Source organism: Atlantibacter sp. MEI4A-1023, assembly GCF_056155425.1.
This window is the reverse complement of sequence record NZ_CM149568.1, coordinates 2,192,151-2,212,508: the sequence shown is the minus strand read 5'-3', so window position 1 is coordinate 2,212,508 and position 20,358 is coordinate 2,192,151. Positions and strand designations below refer to the sequence as shown.

General features: G+C 48.5%; 18 protein-coding genes and 1 pseudogene. 11 read left to right on the top strand and 8 right to left on the bottom strand.

Features of this window, described 5'->3' with window-relative positions:
• The first annotated feature begins 270 nt into the window (after window positions 1–270).
• From ACVV26_RS10710 to ACVV26_RS10675, 8 genes and pseudogenes are all read left to right on the top strand, one after another.
• On the top strand, window positions 271–2,055 hold the full coding sequence (locus ACVV26_RS10710; protein ID WP_474801464.1) for a sensor domain-containing protein: 1,785 nt from the start codon (window positions 271–273) through the stop codon (window positions 2,053–2,055).
• A 530-nt stretch (window positions 2,056–2,585) separates the two neighbouring features.
• A complete protein-coding gene (locus ACVV26_RS10705; RefSeq protein ID WP_474801463.1) occupies window positions 2,586–3,704 on the top strand; it encodes an SPASM domain-containing protein in 1,119 nt (372 codons plus the stop codon).
• Between the two features lie 5 nt (window positions 3,705–3,709).
• Window positions 3,710–4,909 (top strand): hypothetical protein, encoded by a 1,200-nt coding sequence (locus ACVV26_RS10700; protein WP_474801462.1) that lies wholly within the window; start codon window positions 3,710–3,712, stop codon window positions 4,907–4,909.
• A complete protein-coding gene (locus tag ACVV26_RS10695) occupies window positions 4,896–5,891 on the top strand; it encodes a hypothetical protein (protein WP_474801461.1) in 996 nt (331 codons plus the stop codon). Before ACVV26_RS10700 ends, ACVV26_RS10695 begins: the two co-directional genes overlap by 14 nt.
• 15 nt (window positions 5,892–5,906) lie before the next feature.
• The gene (locus tag ACVV26_RS10690) at window positions 5,907–7,280 is read left to right on the top strand and encodes an ATP-grasp domain-containing protein (protein ID WP_474801460.1); all 1,374 of its coding nucleotides are present in this window, start codon (window positions 5,907–5,909) and stop codon (window positions 7,278–7,280) included.
• 1 nt (window position 7,281) lies between these two features.
• A complete protein-coding gene (locus ACVV26_RS10685; protein ID WP_474801459.1) occupies window positions 7,282–8,607 on the top strand; it encodes an MATE family efflux transporter in 1,326 nt (441 codons plus the stop codon).
• Window positions 8,608–8,630: 23 nt separating this feature from the next.
• Window positions 8,631–9,488: an SPL family radical SAM protein gene (locus ACVV26_RS10680; RefSeq protein ID WP_474801457.1), complete on the top strand. Its 858-nt coding sequence runs from the start codon at window positions 8,631–8,633 to the stop codon at window positions 9,486–9,488.
• Between the two features lie 163 nt (window positions 9,489–9,651).
• Window positions 9,652–9,813 (top strand): annotated as a pseudogene (locus tag ACVV26_RS10675) (DeoR/GlpR transcriptional regulator); the annotation flags it as partial.
• Window positions 9,814–9,895: 82 nt separating this feature from the next.
• Here ACVV26_RS10675 and ymcF read toward each other — a convergent pair.
• Window positions 9,896–10,084: a cold shock small protein YmcF gene (gene ymcF / locus ACVV26_RS10670; protein ID WP_312979683.1), complete on the bottom strand. Its 189-nt coding sequence runs from the start codon at window positions 10,082–10,084 to the stop codon at window positions 9,896–9,898.
• Window positions 10,085–10,690: 606 nt separating this feature from the next.
• On the opposite strand from ymcF, the gene ACVV26_RS10665 reads away from it, so the two are divergent.
• Together ACVV26_RS10665 and ACVV26_RS10660 are read left to right on the top strand one after the other, a co-directional pair.
• Complete coding sequence (locus ACVV26_RS10665) at window positions 10,691–11,005, top strand: PTS sugar transporter subunit IIB (RefSeq protein ID WP_312979222.1); 315 nt, start codon at window positions 10,691–10,693, stop codon at window positions 11,003–11,005.
• A gap of 137 nt (window positions 11,006–11,142) precedes the next feature.
• On the top strand, window positions 11,143–11,313 hold the full coding sequence (locus ACVV26_RS10660; RefSeq protein WP_312979219.1) for a YnfU family zinc-binding protein: 171 nt from the start codon (window positions 11,143–11,145) through the stop codon (window positions 11,311–11,313).
• Window positions 11,314–11,374: 61 nt separating this feature from the next.
• Here ACVV26_RS10660 and patD read toward each other — a convergent pair whose 3' ends face one another.
• The 6 genes from patD to ACVV26_RS10630 form a co-directional block, all read right to left on the bottom strand.
• Window positions 11,375–12,799 (bottom strand): aminobutyraldehyde dehydrogenase, encoded by a 1,425-nt coding sequence (patD, locus tag ACVV26_RS10655; protein ID WP_474801455.1) that lies wholly within the window; start codon window positions 12,797–12,799, stop codon window positions 11,375–11,377.
• Between the two features lie 24 nt (window positions 12,800–12,823).
• Window positions 12,824–13,630: an ABC transporter permease gene (locus ACVV26_RS10650; protein WP_144129547.1), complete on the bottom strand. Its 807-nt coding sequence runs from the start codon at window positions 13,628–13,630 to the stop codon at window positions 12,824–12,826.
• Window positions 13,620–14,564, bottom strand: coding sequence for an ABC transporter permease (locus ACVV26_RS10645; RefSeq protein ID WP_474801454.1), 945 nt, complete (start codon window positions 14,562–14,564; stop codon window positions 13,620–13,622). The genes ACVV26_RS10650 and ACVV26_RS10645 overlap by 11 nt, the downstream gene beginning before the upstream one ends.
• A gap of 1 nt (window position 14,565) precedes the next feature.
• On the bottom strand, window positions 14,566–15,579 hold the full coding sequence (locus ACVV26_RS10640; RefSeq protein ID WP_474801453.1) for an ABC transporter ATP-binding protein: 1,014 nt from the start codon (window positions 15,577–15,579) through the stop codon (window positions 14,566–14,568).
• Between the two features lie 11 nt (window positions 15,580–15,590).
• Window positions 15,591–16,727, bottom strand: coding sequence for a putative ABC transporter substrate-binding protein YdcS (gene ydcS, locus ACVV26_RS10635; protein ID WP_474801452.1), 1,137 nt, complete (start codon window positions 16,725–16,727; stop codon window positions 15,591–15,593).
• 334 nt (window positions 16,728–17,061) lie between these two features.
• Complete coding sequence (locus tag ACVV26_RS10630) at window positions 17,062–18,483, bottom strand: aminotransferase-like domain-containing protein (protein WP_474801450.1); 1,422 nt, start codon at window positions 18,481–18,483, stop codon at window positions 17,062–17,064.
• A gap of 219 nt (window positions 18,484–18,702) precedes the next feature.
• Between ACVV26_RS10630 and ACVV26_RS10625 the strand changes: the two genes are divergently transcribed.
• Window positions 18,703–19,107, top strand: coding sequence for a g-type lysozyme inhibitor (locus tag ACVV26_RS10625; RefSeq protein WP_474801448.1), 405 nt, complete (start codon window positions 18,703–18,705; stop codon window positions 19,105–19,107).
• 32 nt (window positions 19,108–19,139) lie between these two features.
• Here the strand turns inward: ACVV26_RS10625 and ACVV26_RS10620 are convergent, their stop codons facing one another.
• The gene (locus ACVV26_RS10620; protein ID WP_474801446.1) at window positions 19,140–20,357 is read right to left on the bottom strand and encodes an alpha-hydroxy acid oxidase; all 1,218 of its coding nucleotides are present in this window, start codon (window positions 20,355–20,357) and stop codon (window positions 19,140–19,142) included.
• Between the last annotated feature and the right edge of the window lies 1 nt (window position 20,358).

Below are 20,358 nucleotides of genomic sequence, written 5' to 3'. Positions count from 1 at the left end.
GAGCGGAAACATCACCTTAAAGAGCGCGGCGATCGGACCAAACTAATTTATCTGGATATCGATATGCGGCGCGCCCGCCTATTCTTTGCCAGATTGCGCAAATAGCCTGGCACCCGGGATTTTAAACAGGCCGCAAATTAGCGCATGAAATCCGGCGAATGCGCCAGAATTTCTTATCCTTAAAGACTGACGTCGCTGCCCTGGCTACTACCGAACAGAGAAATCAACGTTAACGCAAAGATACGATGCCCCCTGGTGCAGGAGCACATTATGTTTTCAGGACTCAATCAATACGAAACCAAAAAGCTCGCGGCGCTGGATTTGCTGCGCCGGGATGATAAACCGCGCGATCGGGTGCTGGGCGAGTTTGCTCGTCTTGCGAGCACGATCATGGGCGTTTCTGGCTGTTTTGTAACGATTTTCGACCCTAAGTTCCAGTACATCAAATACTCAAAAAATATTCCGCTACCCGACAAGATCCCGGCGGAGGAGTCGATGTGCCAGCACTCGGTGCATTCCTGCGAATCGATTATTTGCCCCGATACCCGCCAGGATGAACGTTTTCATCATCATCCGCTGGTGCAGAGCGGCGCAGCGGTGTTTTACGCCGCCTCGCCGTTAAAAACGCACGATGAATTTGTGCTGGGTACGCTCTGTGTCACCGAACAACACCCGGTCAAACCCTCACAGGACAAGATCGACCAGTTTCTTCATATCGCCGCCCTGGCCAGCGCTTATCTGGAGGCCTGGTATTCCGTGGGACAGATCGATGCGTTAACCGGCCTGCCTAACCGGCAGAATCTACTCAACGAACTGGAAAGGATCGTGCAATCGAAAACGACCGAACTGCATACGCTGCTGATTTTCGACTGCATTGAGATCCCCAAGTTGTATGAGCTGTCGCGCTATTTAGGGGTTGCCGCCGTGGAAACCATGTTGCGCAACTTCGGCGCGCTGCTGCGGCTGCGGCTTGATTTGAGCAGGTCGATTCCGCTGTATGCGTTTGCGACCGGGCGTTTCGCGGTGCTGGTGAAGGCCAGTCAGGCCAGCGCGATCGTGGAAAAAGCCGAGCGAATGCCGCCGACACTGGCGAGTATTACCGGCGATATTGAGCTACAACTGCAAACCCACACCGGCTACGCGCTGTTTTGCCCATCCCAGACCAACGGGCAGGAGGTGTTCCGCCACGTCATCAGCGCGTTGCATGAAGCCATACGCCAGGGCGTGCCGGTGAAAGCCTTTGACCCGGTACTGGATCGCAAACGCAATGACGACTTCAAACTGCTGTATGACATCGGCGAAGCCATCAAAGCGCCAAACCAGCTCTATCTGGTCTATCAGCCGAAAATTTCCCTGCATACCGGGCAAACCATTGGTGCGGAGGCGTTATTGCGCTGGGACCACCCAACGCGCGGCAACATTCCCCCTTCCACTATCGTCGCGCTGGTGGAAAGAACCACGTTGATGAGGGATATCACCCAGTGGGTGATCCGGGAAACCCTCCGCCAGACCAAAATATGGCGCGAAAGCGGTATTTATTTGCCGATCTCGATTAACGTCACGGTGAGCGATTTTTCGGTTCCTGGTTTCGCCAGCGACCTGGAGAAACAGGTGCTGAATGCCGGGTTGTCCTGCCAGGATTTCCGTATCGAATGCCTGGAAACCGACAAAGTGCTGGAAAGCGACGTGGCGTTAATGGAGCTTGATTTGCTCAAGGCGAAGGGATTTTTAATTTTGCTCGACGACTTTGGCGCAGGCTACAGCAATATTAATTATCTGCGGCGTATCCCTATCGATATTATCAAACTGGACCGCTCGCTGATTAGCCAGATAACCACTGATGAGGCGAGCCTGGTGATTGTGCGCAACGTTATCGTGATGCTGAAAGAACTGGATTATCAGGTGCTGGCGGAAGGCGTGGAGGATCGCGCGACGGCGAGAATATTAAAAGAGTTCGGCTGCGATGAGGTGCAGGGGTTCTATTTTTCCAGGCCGCTGTTGCCGGAGAAGATCCCAGAATGGATGGCGACGACGAATGTTTTAGAGGGGCTATAGCGCGAGGACGGATGAATGAGTGCGGGAATGGGGTTCCCAAGAATTTTTCGCTCGTTTTGAGGTTGTGCATTTATGCGGCCACAACCTCCTTAAACGTATAAAACAACTACTCTGTTCCGACCAGTGCCAAACCATTGTAAAGATACCCTCCCTACGCCCATTAGCATTCCCTACGATAGCATTGCCCTCCATGAATGGTGGGGAATGGGTGCTTAGGTTTATAAAAAATCAATTCAAATAAAATGACCAGAGAGATTTTTTAATTGAAAGACACTATTTTACGTGAATTATAAATCAGGGGTATTTATTGTCGATAAATAATTCACAAGCATGATATCTTTTGCTGAGCTTATAACTTTAGAAATGATATACCCATTCAATTTAATATCAAACGCAGAGCTGCAACAATCGTGGGAAATGTCACTATAATTTGACTAATATCAACAACGAAATAAATGAACAATGATCATTTTCCATGTAGCAGTATATTTCAATCAAAGGAACTCCATTAGATCAACAAGGAAAGACTCATGAAAGAAAAACAGAAAGTAGATATTATTTTCAACACCACTCTAATATGCCCATGGAACTGCGATATATGTTGTGTCGATGCGGCACACGTTGAAAAAATTGGTAACAAAATATCGGTTAAAGATAATAATCTTCAGAATATTGAAATGATTCCTTGTAACAGCAAGGACAGTATCTATGACCAGGCCGCTGCAATGAGGATCCAACGAGGCGAAGAATTAAGCCTTAGCGATAAAAAAAGAGTCATTGATAACCTTTCAGGTTATGCTGTCAGAATGGATATTTCTGGTGGAGATGCACTGGTTCTTAAGGATAATTTAGAATTACTTCATTACGCCTCTTCAAAATTAGGAAAGAATAATATTACTCTCACTGCTACAGGCATGGGCACATCCAAAGTTAATATTAAAGAAGTAGGGTCACTCATAGCAGAGTATAATTTTACTTTTGATGCTGCATCTGTAAATGATATAGCAAATCGTCCGAATGGTTATTCGGCTGGCAATCTTAGACGAGCAAAACGCTTTTCAGATTTAGGATGTATGACAAGAGCCGAACTCCCCTTAACAACAGATATTTTATCCCGTGAACATCTTGAGCGGCTCTATAAAAAGTTGAATGCATTCGGAATAGATAAGCTACTCATTATGCGCCTTTTTCCAGTAGGCCGAGGCGCAGGTAAAATCGGAAAAACTCCAAATAAACATGAATATTTATTTGCGATTGATATTCTGCGTGAAATGGAGTCTGTATTACAGAAGCCCAAGGTTAAATTACAATGTGCTTTGAGTAATATCATCCCGGAGGGCTCAGGTGTTAATCCATGTGACATGCTCAGAGAGTCATTTGGCATAACGCCTAATGGGAGATTACTGGCATCGCCTTGGGCTTATAGTTGTGGGGGAAAAATGCTGAACGATTGCTGGGATTTAGGAAACATTGTAGAAAACACACTTGAGAGCTTACTTACCAGTAGCAAGGCTGAGCGTTATTACAAACGTCTTGATGATAATATTGGTCACTGTAAGCTGTTTAGTTTTCTTGGCTCAGAGAAAGATAACCCAGAAGAAAGAATGTTCGATTGCGCAGATGTCTTATATTATAAGAACATTGAGTGAATATCATGAGTAATAAATTATGCACGCCTTTTCTGGGTAAAGATTTATATAGCCCTATAATTGTTGGTTCCGGTCCTGGTTCAAAAAGTGTCGCAGATATTTTAGAAGCTGAGAAATTTGGCGCTGGGGCAGTAATAATAAAATCTATTGGATGGCATACTGAAGTTATAAAATCCGATAAAGATAGAAAAAGATATCGTTGGATAAAAGGATATGGAACATATCTTAAATCAACATACCTTTGTGAAATACTATCAAAACCTTACGGATGCGATCTCATTAAAAGTGTCAGAGAGGTTTCAAGCATTCCATTATATGCATCAGTTTTCTATCCATCATTACAAAATGCAGAAGATATAAATCGTTGGATTCAATTGATTGGAGAAATATCTGATGCAGGCGCAGATGCAATTCAACTGGATTTCTTTTATCTTGATTTACGCAAATTAACACAGGCAGAGATAGAGTTCTTTATTGATGCAATAGATCAAATATGCGCATCTACGCAATTACCTGTACTCCCCAAAATTAATATCGCGATGGATCTTGATCTCATAAAAGCTTTGGCATGCAGGAGTCTTTCTGCAGGTTTTATTTTCATAGACTCAATCAATACAGAACCATATATAGATATTTGGAATAACGGCGAGCCCGTGTTTGATGGTGTGCTTTACAATACTCAGTCAGGTAAATCGGGAAGTGTTTTTGCCGGGGAACCGCTGTTACCTTTTACTTTTAATATGACGCAACATCTTAATAAGATAACAAATAAACCATTATCTGCTGGAGGTGGGATCGAGCGCTGGGAGGATATTGTAAGGTGTCTAATGTTGGGTGCTTCTACCATACACCTCACTTCCGTTCTTATGCGGCGTGGATTCAAATATATAAGAGAGCTGAATGCGTCTCTTAACAATTTCCTGGATAAAGAGGGAGTTGAGCGAGTTTCTCAATTAAAAGGAATAAGCTATACAAAGGGAGCCTCAGGCAAAATCGTCCCAGAAAGAAAACTTCAGGACAGAAAAGCGGTCGTTGATTATTCAAGATGTAATCATTGCGGTATCTGCGAAAGACTGCGCGTATGCGGCTCGTTTGCGGTAAAACCGTATAACTTCCTGGATAACTGTGATGGTTGTACTTATTGCATTCAATTCTGTCCAAAAAAAGCGATAAGTTTACAGGAGTGTAGCAATGAGCAGGTTTAATGATAAATCGTTGTTAAATATAGTTTACTTCTTATTTACTCTTGTATTCTTCTCGCTGCAACTTCGACTTGCTATTGAGTCATTTTATTTTGACCGTTATTCCTTTTCGGCACTGTTTGTGAGTCTTCTGTGCTTTAAGTTAGGGGAACTTCTTAATGAGATAACGGATTTTGGAACGACGAAATTTTATGCGATATTAGGAACGATAGCTATACCGTTAATTCTTTATAATACGCATGCGTTTCTTTTTTTTGGTTGTTTCTTATTTGGCTTTTCAGTAATGAAAGTCAGAGACAAAACAATACATTATAGTTCAAAGAGAGTTAAATTCACAGCGCGTGCAATAGGTTTTATTTTATCTCCAGTTTTACCTTTATCTCTGTTAGTTGCAACAAGCATTATTGCCACGCTGATTCTTTTGTTCTGCCGACTGGATGATAAATTAAAAAAAATTAAATTAAAATGGTATCAAAAAAATTCAGATATTGCAGGAAACTGGAGCATGGGGATTCACCATTTCCATTACTTCTCATATGCATATTCAATACCATTAATTTATCAATTACACACTACTTTAAAATATTTATGGCTGGGACTGATTTTCTACATTGGTTGGGCGGCATATAATGCATATGAACGTTTTGTAAAACCAGCATGGAGCCTTGTTTTTTTTGGTCATGTCGTCGCAGCATTATCATTAATTATGCTTGCTAGTGCTACATCCCCTTTTTCAATGACATTCTGGTGGTTTATGACAGGGCTTGGCGGTGGAACAGTATATATGATTCAACCCTTAACTTCACATAATAAAAATCATGAGACTGAACTTAAAATATCAGAAGGCTTTGGACATGTTGTGGGGATTGTGATTTGGGGAGCGGGTTATTTTGTCTTCGGAGTGAATGCCACATTTTTGACAGGAGCACTGGGTGGTCTGACTGTGGCAGTAATAGCACTAAATAGAATGAAGTTAAAAAACTGAAATAAGGAATTCTACATGAAAAAGATTTGTTATGTTGTCGGGGTTGCTGGTGCCGCTTTGGAGTTCTCACTTCCTCGCATTAGAAATAAAGGGGATATTTATGCGCTTGTCGCTGCACCTTTAGCGCGCGCCAAGATTGATACCCTAAGCAATTTCTGCACAGATGTAAAAATTATTTCTGAGCTAACAGATCATTCATTTAATGAAAATGCGTTAGAAAACTACATTATTACTTACGCTAAATCAATTAATGCTGATGCAATAATGACACTTGATGAATTCAGCATTGCTGCGGTTTCCAGAGCCGCTTTAAAACTTAACCTACGTGGCGCTGGAAAAAACATCATTTATTCGAGAAATAAGTTTTTAATGCGTGAAGCTTTTAGCCGGCACGGTGTACCAAACCCCAATTACTTTAGAATTACCGAAGACACTAACAGAGAAAAATTTTTAAATAACATCACCCCGCCTTTTATAATTAAAGTTACCGAGGGGGGGGGTTCTTTTTGCCACACGGTAATCGACAAAAGAGAAAATTTTAACGCTGAATTTGATACCTTACTGCAAACTGTTTCTAAAATTGGTAATGAAAAATTCCTTGGCGTTGTTGACTCCTTTAACAAACCTGAGTTTATTGCTGAAGAGGTAATCAATGCTACCACTGACTCATGGTATGATGAAACGGATTACGGCAACTACGTCAGTGTTGAAGGATTTGTTGTTAATGGCGTTTACAAGCCAATATCCATTACCAGTCGCTTACCAACCATTCCTCCTTTTACAGAGACAGGGCTACAAACTCCATGTGTTTTAGGCACCCAAAAAAGAAAACTCATTGAAGAGATGGCCAAAAGAGCTGTAGATGCAATGGAACTGCAGTTTTGTGGCACTCATACAGAAATTAAGCTTCTACAGAATAATTGCATGTGTTTAATTGAGACCGCAGCCAGATTGCCCGGAGCCTCGATCACTTCTATGGTAGAAGATTCATTTAACATTGATTTAATTGGTGCCCTTGCTGAAGTACTCCTTTATGGAGATTCGTCAGAAATTCCTGACAAAATGCTGGATGATCAGGCAGTTCAGGCCACAGGGTCAGTTGCGCTGGTCCCTGCTAATGCAGCTGGCATTCCATGGAAATCAACGCCTAAACTTAACAAAGATATTAACCTCCAACCCCTACTTCCTGAGGGAGTGACCTATGAAATCATCTGGAACAAAGATTTAAAAGAAGGTCAAATTATTCAGCCATATGATATGAAAAAAGGGTACTTCAATTTTTTTGGTGGTGTTTACTTAAAGTCACAGAAAACGGCAGATATAGCCAAGGCACAAATCTCAATTTTGAACTCGATGGAATCAATATTAACTGGCACAAAGGAAGCTTAAAATGGATGATATTAAAGCATTAGCTAAACAGTCGTGGCCAATATTTCTTAGTCATTTAGCCGTCACTCTGTTTGGTGTTGTTGACACCATTTTTGCAAGTCAACTTTCTCCGGACTCCCTTGTGGTCGTAAGCGTAAGCTCTAATATCTATAGTACAATATATATTACCTTTTCAAGTGTTTTGTATATTTTGACACCGTATATTTCTCAGTTGTTTGGTGCCAAAAAAAACAAAGAAATGATAGATGTACTACAGCAAGGAGTTTGGTTATCTCTTATTTTATGCGTACCAATTATTTTCTTACTTCTCTTCCCGGACCCATTTCTTAACATAGCAAACTTATCAACTAATCATATTGATAGCATTAGAAACTATCTTGCAATTACTATTATTAGCATCCCGGCCATAATGATACTTCGCGTCTATTTTTGTTTTTGCACAAGTACATTAAGACCCACTTATGTGATGCACCTCAATTTTGCAGGATTAACATTTAAAATAGTACTATCCTATCTTTTAATCCACGGAATGTTCGGCATGCCAAAATTAAATATATATGGATGCGCAATTTCCACGGTTATAGTTAGCTGGATGACTTTATTGATAAGTATTCTCATAATGAAGAAAGATGTTGCACATGGTGGGAAACTTTTTTTCAAAAAGTTTCCTGTACCAAACTTTGGCTATTTGATTGAATTAATTACTAAAGGTTTTCCTATTGGATTGACGTTTTTTATTGATTTCACTTCATTAACATTCATTGGATTGCTTATTGCAAGGATGGGCGATATTATAACGGGTGGTTACCAGATCGCTTCAAGTATTTCTTTACTCTGTTATCTATTTCCCTTATCTATAGGCAGCGCAGCAAGTGTTTTAGTTGCCAGGTCGGTAGGAGTATCGGATTTTGAAAAGACCCAGCGGATAAGAAATGCTGCGTTGTTCCTTACGTCCGCAGTCAGTTTATCTATTTGTATAGTTTTGGTTTTTTTATCTCACAAACTTTCATTGATTTATACTAATAATCCTGAGTTAATCGAAGTATCCTCAAGCTTGATACAGCTTGTCGCAGGGTATCATTTCTTCGACTCCTTACTCACAGTAATAAGTGGATTATTACGTGGTTATAAAAAAACCTCATTCCCAACTGTTATTTATGGAATAAACCTTTGGCTCTTTGGATTAGGTGGTGGATATTATTTTGCTTTTCTTAGAGGTGTTGGTGCAGCAGGGTTCTGGTATGGTTTAACGTTTGCAGCATTTGTTGCTTCATTATGTCTGATAATTTATCTTCTTCGTGTTGAAGCATCACAACCTTCAAATTAATTCATTAGATAAATGGAATTTGTATGAAAATATCTGAAGTTAATGCAAAATCAATTATTACCAAATCAAAATTGCCAGATGCTGATTATGTTGTAAACCCTTATACAGGCTGTGCTTTTGCTTGCATGTACTGCTATGCGTGTTTTATGAGTCGTTTTGTGGGTGAGCAAGACACGCCCTGGGGTGAATATGTTTATGTAAAAAAAAATTCTGTTGAGCTTTTTAAAAATGAAATAGCCAAAATGATGGACAAAAAGAGAACCGGAAGCATATTTCTCAGTTCTGTTACCGATCCGTATCAAAATGTTGAGCATAAATATGAATTAACTCGTGGTATTTTATCAGCGACTGCCGATATCGCTTACCCTGGCCAAATCAGTATCTTAACAAAATCCCCTCTCGTTATGAGGGATGTTGATTTGCTCCTGAAAATTAAGAATATTGAAGTTGGCATGACAATTACTTCGTTGAGTGACAAATTAAGCAGGGTTCTTGAGATGAATGCGCCATCCACGGCAAGGAGATTAAGGACGCTTAAGGAATTGAACAGCTATGGTATAAAAACATACTGTTTTATTGGACCTTTGTTACCTCATTTTCGTCATCAAGTTGATGAACTCGAACTACTCATATCTTCAATTGCTCAAACTGGCGTAAGATCAGTGTATGTTGAACATATAAATTTAAAGAAATATATTTCTGATAGCCTAATAAAATACACCCATTCAGATCCGCTTACTCATCACATTTATAAAGATGCACGGTCAAAAAAAAGTCGTCTTGAACTTGGGGAAATTGTAATGGGGCTTCTTAATAAATATGGGTTGCAGTTAAAAATGGGACAAATGCTTGACCATATGACCGCTACTTCGAAGCTGTAAGCTTCCTGCTTAATATTATGATAAGCTTAAATTAATGGTGTTATAGACTCCTGGACAGAAAGTAAAGAAACAGGCACGGCGTGCAGTGCCTGTTTCTGGGTACAGTCGGGAAGCCAGCGAAGCGATGAGCGTCTGTTATTCCTTTTTTAGTCATAGATATTCCCGCCGGGTGTTCTTAGCCGACAGCTCTAAATATGGCGCGTGGTCATTATTTGACGTCGCTAACCTGGATTCGCTGACGGATATTGTCACCGATGCGGGAATTGTGCATGAAGCACGAGAAAAAATTATCCAGTTAAATGTCAGCTTTACAGTGGCTGAATAGCGATACGTTAATTTTTCAGCCCATAAAAAAGCCTCGCTATTGCGAGGCTTTACAGTTATTACTCTCTGGCGAGAGCGGTAATTTATTTATGGAGGCTGCCAGAAACTTGTGCGGGCTGCACACGAAACGCCACGTTATCTAACGTCACCATGGCCGATTTACAAAAAATACATTTTGCGCCAAATGGGTTTTGCTCCGAGACGTCAAAATGCGAAGTGCGATACTGAGAGCCATGACAGCAAGGGCAACGGAAATGAATATGTAACATAATAAGAAATTCCTCACAGCGCCGTAGCGCTGACTGTAACCAACCACTCCACTCCCTGTTCTTCGTCTACGTGTTTTTTTGAGTATGACGGCAGGAGAAGCAATGTCTGGTAAAAATTAACAATTACCGAAAAGACCGTTTTTCAGTTTTAAGCTTGATAAATCAGGATAGTCCATCCGGTAACGCTTTGTTCGATCGGTGCCAGAATATTTTATTTATTTTGACCGTCAGCGATGTTTTTTGACTGACGTGCTCTAAGATCGAGCTTGATGAGGTAAGAAAAGAAAAAACTCAAAAGGAAATATCTGAAAGATATGTGTGATGAGAATGACTTAAAAACCGCTAAAAATAACTTTATCTCTAAACCGATATTTCATTAACGCATGTTTACAGCCTATAAGCAACCCATTAATGATAAGATTCTGATAAATCATCAATTAAGCGGCCCATTCTGTTTCCTTTCGACTGACATGTGGTTGACTAACCTGACAATTCTCTCACCCATTATCATTATCTCTCTAACGGTTTTATTGTATCACCATGCTTCAGCACGCATTTTCCTGACCCCAGCAGGAATATTGTGGGTGCTGTTTCCAGGAGGACACTCGCATGAAAAAATTACTGATTTGCTGTTTGTTTGGAAATACGGCTAATTCACTGGCCAAAAAAATGCAGAAATTAGCAGACGCCCAGGGCATTGCGATGGTGATTGGCGCGGTGGGGCTGGATAATTTCGCAAGCGTGGCGCCTGCTTTTGACTGTTTTCTTGTGGCACCACACGTGCAGTACAAGCTGGACGAGCTGATAGCAGCGACGGGCGACTCGCAGTCAATCGCCATTATTGACAGCCTGCCCTACGCATCGCTGGACGCTGAGCAAGTTCTGAATTTTGCCCGTTCCCGCTTCCCCGAATTAGCTCACTGATACCCAGGAACTCATGCTCAGGGATGAGTTTATTTACCGCTATTAAGGGTGCCAGGCCAGCAGGGTATATAATCAAAAGCGTGTTATTCCTCACAGAACCGTGTAAGGTTATCGGCCATCCAAACAGGAAAGAACCTATGACCGAACGGAAAAACGTTAAAAAAGCCCGCAATTACCTCGTTACCAGCCAGTGCCCTAAGTGCGAAAAAAACTCTGAACATAGCTTCTCGCGGGTACAAAAAGGCTCCACGCTTATCTGCCCACACTGCAATCAACTTTTCCAGCCCGCTAAAAACGTCGCCGCATAATGCCTGCGTAATCGATAAACCCGCAGGGATAGACGGTGTTATCCCGGCGGGTTTGAGCCAGTTAATGCTTAATCATCACATGCCGAACAATCGTGTAATCCTCTAACCCATACACCGACATATCTTTCCCGTAGCCTGAAAGTTTCTGTCCGCCGTGCGGCATTTCGCTGACCAGCATAAAGTGGGTGTTGACCCAGGTGCAGCCGTACTGCAACCGGGCGCTTAAGCGATGGGCGCGGCCTACGTCCTGCGTCCAGACCGATGATGCCAGCCCGTACTGGGAGTCGTTGGCCCACGCCAGCGCTTCGGCTTCATCGCTAAATTCCGTCACGCTGACGACCGGGCCGAACACTTCACGCTGCACGATGGCGTCATCCTGCTTCGCACCGGCCAGTACAGTGGGTTTAAAGAAGTAGCCTGGGCCCTCGACTTTCTCGCCGCCCGTTACCACCTTGATATGACCCAGCGCTTTGGCGTCGTTCACCGCCTGGGTGACGCGCTCCAGATGCGCCTGTGAACTCAGCGGGCCAAGCTCGGTGGATTCATCATCCGGCGAGCCGTATTTAAGGCTGCCCACCGCGTCGCCGAGTTTTTCCACCAGTTTGGCGTAAATGCCCGACTGGGCATAAACACGGCAGGCGGCGGTACAGTCCTGCCCGGCGTTATAAAAGCCGAAGGTGCGAATGCCTTCAACCACTGCATCGAGATCCGCGTCGTCAAACACCAGAACCGGGGCTTTGCCGCCCAGCTCCATATGGGTGCGCTTCAGGGTGCTGGCGGTGCGGCCCACAATGTGCGCGCCGGTGGCGATAGAGCCGGTGAGCGACACCATGCGCACTTTCTCATGCCCGGTTAACGGGTCGCCGACGTTTTTCCCGGTGCCGAACAGCACGTTCAACACCCCAGCCGGGAAGATATCTTTCGCCAGTTCCGCCAGCTTAAAGGCGGTAAGCGGCGTGATTTCCGAAGGTTTAATCACCACGCAGTTGCCTGCCGCCAGCGCCGGGCCGAGCTTCCAGGCGGCCATCATCAGCGGATAGTTCCAGGGAGCAATCGACGCCACCACGCCCACCGGATCGCGGCGGATCATCGAAGTGTGTCCCGGCAGATATTCGCCCGCCGCCAGGCCGTTCAGGCAGCGCGCTGCACCCGCGAAGAAGCGGAATACGTCCACCACCGCCGGGATCTCATCATTCAGCACACAGTGATACGGTTTGCCGCAGTTCAGTGATTCGAGTTTCGCAAAGGTTTCGCCGTTTTGCTCAATCACGTCCGCCAGTTTCAACAGCGCTTCAGCGCGCTCTTTCGGCGAGGTTTGCCCCCACTGGTCGAAGGCGGCGTCGGCGGCGTCCACGGCGTCGTTCACTTGTTCCGCCGTGGCTTCGGGGATTTCCAGCAGCACGTCGCCCGTGGCCGGGTTGTAAACCGGCAGGCGCTCGCCTTTGCCGTCTACCAGTTGTCCGTTAATCAATAATTGACTCTGCATAGCCTGCCTCATCGATATCGAATTTTATTTACCGCTACCGGCGACCATTTCGCCATCGCGCGTTAGCCACCAGGCCCCGAGGATCGGGATGGTGGTGACCAGCATCACGCAAAGCGCCACCACGTTGGTGACGGGTACATCGCGCGGTCTTCCGAGCTGGTTGAGCAACCACAGCGGCAGCGTACGTTCATGCCCCGCCGTGAAAGTGGTGACGATGATTTCGTCAAACGACAGCGCAAACGCCAGCATGCCGCCCGCCAGCAGCGCCGAACCGAGATTCGGCATAATCACATAGCGGAAGGTCTGCCAGCCGTCTGCGCCTAAATCCATGGATGCTTCAATCAGGCTGTACGAGGTGCGCCGGAACCGGGCGATCACGTTGTTAAACACCACCACCACGCAAAACGTGGCGTGGCCCACCACGATGGTCAGAAAACCCGGTTCCAGATCCACCGTTTTAAAGGCGGTCAACAGCGCGATGCCGGTGATGATCCCCGGCAGCGCAATTGGCAGCAGCAACAGCAGCGAGATGGCGTTCTTACCAAAGAAATCCCGTCGCCAGAGCGCTGCTGCAGCAAGCGTGCCAAGTACCAACGCCAGCGCGGTCGCGAGGGAGGCGATCTTCACGGATAGCATCACCGCGTCCAGGATATCGCCGCGCTGCGCCGCCACGCTAAACCACTTCAGGGTGAAGCCCTGCGGCGGAAAGCTAAAGGCCGCGTCCTCGGTATTAAAAGCATAGGTGCCAATAACGAAAAGCGGCCAGTGGAGGAACACAATCGCGCCCCAGGCGGCGATTTTGAGCCATATTGGTGCGCGTTCAGAGTGCATCGAAGGCTCCCAGGCGTTTCACGATCGCCAGATAGATTGCAATCAACACGATCGGCACCAGCGTAAACGCCGCCGCCATCGGCATATTGCCGATCGCCCCCTGCTGGGAATAGACCATGTTGCCGATGAAATACCCCGGCGGGCCAACCAGTTGCGGCACGATAAAATCGCCTAACGTCAGGGAAAAGGTGAAGATGGAGCCCGCCGCCACGCCCGGAATGGCGAGAGGTAAAATCACGAAGCGGAAGGTTTGGGTCGGCGTGGCCCCCAAATCCGCCGAGGCCTGGAGCAATGACGGCGGCAGACGCTCCAGCGCCGCCTGAATCGGCAGGATCATAAACGGCAGCCAGATATAGACGAACACCAGGAAGCGCCCGAAGCCGGAGGTAGACAGCGTGTTGCCGCCCACCAGCGGCAGCGTCAAAAACGCTGCCAGCGCGCCGTCTAACCCCAGGTGTTGCAGGAACCACTGCGCCACGCCGTCCTTCGCCAGCAGCAGGGTCCAGGCATAGGCTTTCACGATATAGCTGGCCCACATCGGCAGCATTACGGCGATATAAAAGAAGGCTTTCATTTTGCCACGCACATAGCGCGCCATGTAGTAGGCAATCGGGAACGCGACAACCGCACTGGCGAGAGTCACGACAATCGCCATCGTCACGGTACGCACGATGATGTCGTAATTCGCCGGCTGAAACAGGGCGGCCAGGTTAGCCAGGGTCAGATCCGACGTCACCGACATGGTGAAGTCGTCAAAGGTGTAGAAGCCTTGCCACAGCAGGGTCAGCAGCGATCCTAAATAGACCACGCCGAACCACATCAGCGGCGGCAGCAGCAGTAACAGCAGCCACAGCGTCGGGCGTGCCCAGAAAAAGGCGGTCACGCGGCGCATCAGGCCTGGCTGTTGAGTGGGTTGCGGGAGCGTCATATCCATGTCATCCCTCCGCGTGCAATGGGATCATCGCGTCACGGGACCAGGAGGCCAGCACCGGTTGGCCAATATGAAACGCGCCGCCAGGCTGGGCATCATAAAGGTTGGCCTGGCTGACCAGCAACCGCCCGCCGTCATCAAGCCGCAGTTCGAGGCGCGTCGCTGCGCCCTGGTACTGGATTTCCTGCACCGTACCCTGCACCTGGATATCGCCCGGCTGATTCAGCGCGATATGTTCCGGGCGCAGGGAATACGCCCCGCTGCCGCCCCACAGCCGCTGCACCTGCTCGTCTGTCAGCACGTTGGAAGTACCGACGAACCCGGCGACAAACGGGGTGCGCGGGCGCATATACAGTTCGCGCGGCGAATCGACCTGCTCAATACGGCCATTGTTGAACACCGCCACCCGGTCAGACATCGACAGCGCTTCGCCCTGATCGTGGGTAACGAAAATAAAGGTGATGCCCAGCTCGCGCTGGAGTTTTTTCAGCTCGCCCTGCATCTGCTCGCGCAGCTTCAAATCCAGCGCGCCGAGGGGTTCATCCAGCAGCAGCACGCGCGGCTGATTGACCAGCGCGCGGGCAATCGCCACCCGCTGGCGCTGGCCGCCGGAAAGCTGCGACGGTTTGCGGGCGTGCGTAAACCCGAGCGCCACCTGGTCCAGCGCCTGGGCCGCTTTCGCCAGCCGCGTCTTTTTATCCACGCCTTTGACCATCAGCCCATAGGCCACGTTTTCCAGCACCGACATATGCGGGAACAGCGCGTAATCCTGGAACACCGTGTTGACGTCACGCTGCCACGGCGGCAGATCGCGCGCTTCCTGGCCGAAGATGCGGATTGAGCCTGACGAGAGCTGTTCAAAACCGGCAATTAACCGCAGACAGGTGGTTTTACCGGAGCCGGATGGCCCCAGCATGGAGAAGAACTCGCCATCGTTGATCTTGATGGTGACGTCATCCACCGCCCGCACGTCTCCATACAGGCGGCTGACATTGATAAATTCTACTGCGTACGACATGGTAACCCCGCTTAGCGTCCGCCCATAATGGCGATATAGTCCTGCGTCCAGCGGCTGTACGGAACGAACTTCCCGCCGTTGGCGACCGGGGTTTTCCAGAACACGATCTTATCGAAGTAGTCGAAGCCGTTGGTTTCGCAGCCTTTATCACCCAATAGCTGGCTGGCTTTACAGCCTTCCACCACTGCTGGCAGCGAGCCGAACCAGGCGGCCACGTCGCCCTGCACTTTCGGGGTCAGCGACCAGTTCATCCACTTGTAGGCGCAGACCGGGTGCTTCGCCTGGGCGTGCAGCATGGTGGTATCCGCCCAGCCGGTAACGCCCTCTTTCGGGAACACGGTGGCGACAGGCTGCCCTTCGGCTTTCAGGGCGTTGGCCTGATAGGGCCAGGCGCTGGACGCGACCACGCCCTCGTTTTTGAAATCGCTCATCTGTACGGTGGTGTCATGCCAGTAGCGGTGCACCAACTGATGCTGATCGCGCAGTACTTTCAGCACCGCCTGGTACTGCTCTTCGGTGAGCTGGTACGGGTCGTTGATTTTTAAATCCGGCTGGGTTGTTTTCAGATACAGCGCGGCATCGGCGATATAGATTGGCCCGTCATACGCCTGTACGCGGCCCTGGTTAGATTTGCCGTCTGGCAGATCCTGCTTAACAAACAGTACGGCCCAGCTATCCGGCGGGGTAGTAAAGGTTTTGGTGTTGTACATCAGCAGGTTTGGGCCCCACTGGTACGGCGTGCCGTAGACGTTGCCATCGACGTTAAACCATTCACCCTTCACCAGCCGGGGATCGACGTTTTTCCAGTTGGGGATTTTGCTGATGTCGATGGGCTGAACGCGTTTGCCCATAATCAGCCGCAGGGAGGCGTCGCCGGAAGCGGTGACCAGGTCGTAGCCGCCTTTCGCCATCAGGCTGACCATTTCATCGGAGGTGGCGGCGGTTTTCACGTTGACTTCGCAGCCGGTCTCTTTCTCGAACTGGGTTACCCAGTCGTATTGTTTGTCGGTCTGACCACGTTCGATGTATCCCGGCCAGGCGATAATGTCCAGCCGCCCTTCCCCTTTGGCATCGCTGTCGGCAGCCTGAGCGGTAAGCACAGTCAGGCACAGCGCACTCAATGTGCTCAGCGCAAATTTCTTACTCATAAACGGGTACTCCTGTCTGAAGTCGTATCAGGCAGCCTTGCCGTAAAATTATGTCCCACTTGAAAAAATAGCCTTCGCCTTAAAACCATTCCTGTAGATTGGCAGGAATTTATTAAGGTTGTGACAAACCGCGCACTATTTCATGCAAGCAGCACGACAGCATTTTTAGAGTGTAGACAGGGAGTTAGCTTTTTTTGTAGATATCAACATTTCCTATGACGGTTATTTTTGGGGTTGGCAAAAATGACCTTCTATAAAAAATGCCGATATTGTTAATCGCTGAAAATAAGTTATTCAGCGAAAGAGAAAATAAAGCATCAGTGCGCAAAATTAATTATTTAGCGTGTTGAGTTTGTAATCCACCGATCAACGTCCCCAGGGTTTTTACCGCCTGCTCTTCCCGCTCGCCCCACGCCCAGGAAGCGTTAAAACGGAAATAGCTGTCGTAGATACGTTCAGTGGTAAACATTTTGCCCGGCGCGATGCTGATTTTATGGCTTAACGCCCGTTCGCTAAGCTGTCCGGCATCCAGGCCTTCAGGTAATTCAATCCATATGAAATAGCCGCTTTCGCTGCGGTGGATTTTCACTTCCGGGGGAAGATGGCGGCACAGGGATTGCCACGCCTGCTGTTTGCGTTGCGCCAGCTCGCGGCGTAAACGGCGCAGGTAATTGTCATAACGCCGTGAGGAGAGATAATCCACCAGCGCCAGTTGCATTGGCGAACTGGTAGACAGCGTGCTCATTAATTGCAACTGCTGAATACGCCGGGCATGGCGGCCCGCAGCCACCCAGCCGATGCGAAAACCCGCCACCAGGCATTTGGAAAACGATGAGCAGTGCAGCACCTGGCCTTGGGTGTCCCAGGCCAGCGCGGGCAGCGGTTTTTCCCGTCCATAATAAAGCTCGCTGTAAACATCATCCTCGATTAGCGCCACGTTATGACGGGTCAACAGCGCCACCAGTTGTGCTTTCTTTTCCGGGCTCAGGGTAAAACCCAGCGGATTCTGGCTGTTGGTCATCAGCCAGCAGGCTTTGACCGGGTATTCATTCAGCGCCTGCTCCAGCGCCGCCAGGTCGATACCCTGCTCCGGCGTGGTCGCTATCGACAGCGCTTTTAACCGCAGCCGCTCCAGCGCCTGAAGCGCGCCGTAAAAACAGGGGTTTTCGACAATCACCCAGTCGCCCGGCTCGGTCACGGCCTGGAGGCTGAGATTTAACGCTTCCAGCGCCCCGGCGGTGATCACGATTTCATCCGGCGAGACGTTGATCCCCTGTTGGGCATAGCGTCGGGCGATGGCGTGGCGTAACGCTTCATTGCCGGGCGGCAAATTATCGATCACACTCATGGCGGTGGCCGTTTTACTGACGTTCGCCAGTGAGCGGTTAAGCTGGGCCAATGGGAACAGACGCGGATCGGGAAATGCCGAGCCGAACGGCACCACGCTGGCGTCGCAACTGGCCTGTAAGACATCGAAAATATAGGTATTGATGTCCACCGTTTCGCTGCGCATGACCTGCGTGGCGGGGGCGCGTGACGGCGTTGTTGGGCGCGGCGCGACGTAATAACCCGACTGCGGACGCGCCACGATCACGCCCTGGCTTTCCAGCGTCTGGTAAGCGTGGCTAACGGTCATAAAACTGATGTCGCCGCTGGCGCACTGTTCACGCAGGGAGGGAAGCCGGTCGCCCGGTTGCCAGACGCCTAATTCAATTTGGTCAATAATTTGCTGCGCCAGCCGCTGGTATTTTTTCATGGTCCCTCCCGTTTGAGCCAGGAGTATAACAATATCGCAACCCTCTGCGAGCGGCAGCAAAAGCGATTAACAACTTATTCGGCTGCCAATAACAGAAAACGCGTTTTTTACTGAGAACAATCCTGAACATTTTCCAGGTCAATGGTTTGCGTTGATATATCATGTTTCACGGATACACTGCGCTTCAGGTTACTACGCCACTACAACGGAACGCGATTCATGAAAAAACTGATTGCCAGCTCACTGCTATGCTGTTTCCTCGCCGCGCCGGCTCTGGCTGCGGATAAAGTCACCACGGTGCCGGTGCAATTTGCCAAAGGCACCTCCAGCGCCCAGATGAAAGGCACCTTTGCCGGTTATGACACCATTAACTACACCGTGACGGCGAAACAGGGCCAGCAAATGACGGTGAAAATCGCTGGCAGCAACAATGCTAACTTTAACGTATTCGGCCCAGGCGCGACGCCGGGCGCAGCGGAGGCGTTAGGTTCCGGCTACGTCGGCGGCGACTGGACGGCGAAACTGCCAGCCAGCGGCAAATATACCGTTCAGGTCTTCCAGACCCGCGCCACTGCCCGTAAAGGCAGCAAAGTGCCGCATACGCTGACCGTTAGCGTGAAGTAAATTGTGCGCGGCTGGGAGACCAGCCGCGTATTTTAAGGCTTCCACTCCGCCGGAAGGGTGACCATTTTGTCGTTCAGTTCCGACAGATTACTGACACCCAGCAGGATCATGGTCTGGCGAATCTCTTCCTGATAGATATCGATAACCCGATCGACGCCTTTCTCCCCGCCTGCCGCGACGCCCCAGACCCAACTGCGCCCCAGCGTGACGGCATCTGCGCCCATGCACAGCGCTTTGATCACATCCACGCCGGAACGAATGCCGCCGTCGAGGAAAATTTCACACCGATCGCCCACCGCTGCCTTTAATGCCGGTAAACAACTCACCGCGCTTTTTGTGGAATCCAGTTGCCTGCCGCCGTGGTTGCTGACGATAATCCCATCCACGCCGCAGTTGACGGCGTTAAGCGCATCCTCCACCGTTAATATCCCTTTGATGTAGAGCTTTTTCGGCCAGCGTTCGCGCAGCTTTTTTAAATCTTCCCAGGTGGCAGAGAGATTCGACAGTTCCTTATTAATAAATTCGCTATGCGATAAGGCGCTGTTCCCTTCAGCGATGCCGACGAAATTACGAAATCCAATCGGATCGCCGGAGGTAATATCCATCAGCCAGCGCGGTTTAGTCATTGCCTCAAACGCGTTGCGGAATGTGATTTTCGGCGGTATCGACATGCCGTTGCGTAAATCACGTAGCCGGTTAGCATTTAACGGCACGTCGATGGTTAATACGAGGGCGTCGCACGCGGCTTTTGCCGCCCGCTCAATTAATCCGTCGACGATGTCTTTATTGCGCCATAAATAAAGCTGAAACCATAACGGCCCCTGCGCCACTTGCTTAATATCCTCGATGGAATATGACGATGAGGTGCTGATGGTATAAACCAGCCCGCGTTTCCCGGCGGATTTTACCGCCGAAACTTCGCCTTTATTCCCTACCACGCGCACTAACCCTGCCGGGCCGAGAATAATCGGCAGCGGGAAATCCCGCCCACAAAAGTGAGCGGAGGGGTCTTGTTTTGACACGTCTACCAGCGAGCGAGGGTTAAAAAATACACGCTGAAAATCGCTTTCGTTATGGCGCAGCGTCACTTCATGCCCTGCACCGCCGTCGACAAAATCAAAAATCATTTTCGGCACATTACGTTTCGCCATCAGCCGCATATCGGCAATGCTGGGCACCTGTTCCAGTTTGCTTTTGTTGTCCCTTTTGAATAACGATGATGCCAGTAATTTATACGTCTCTAATGACATA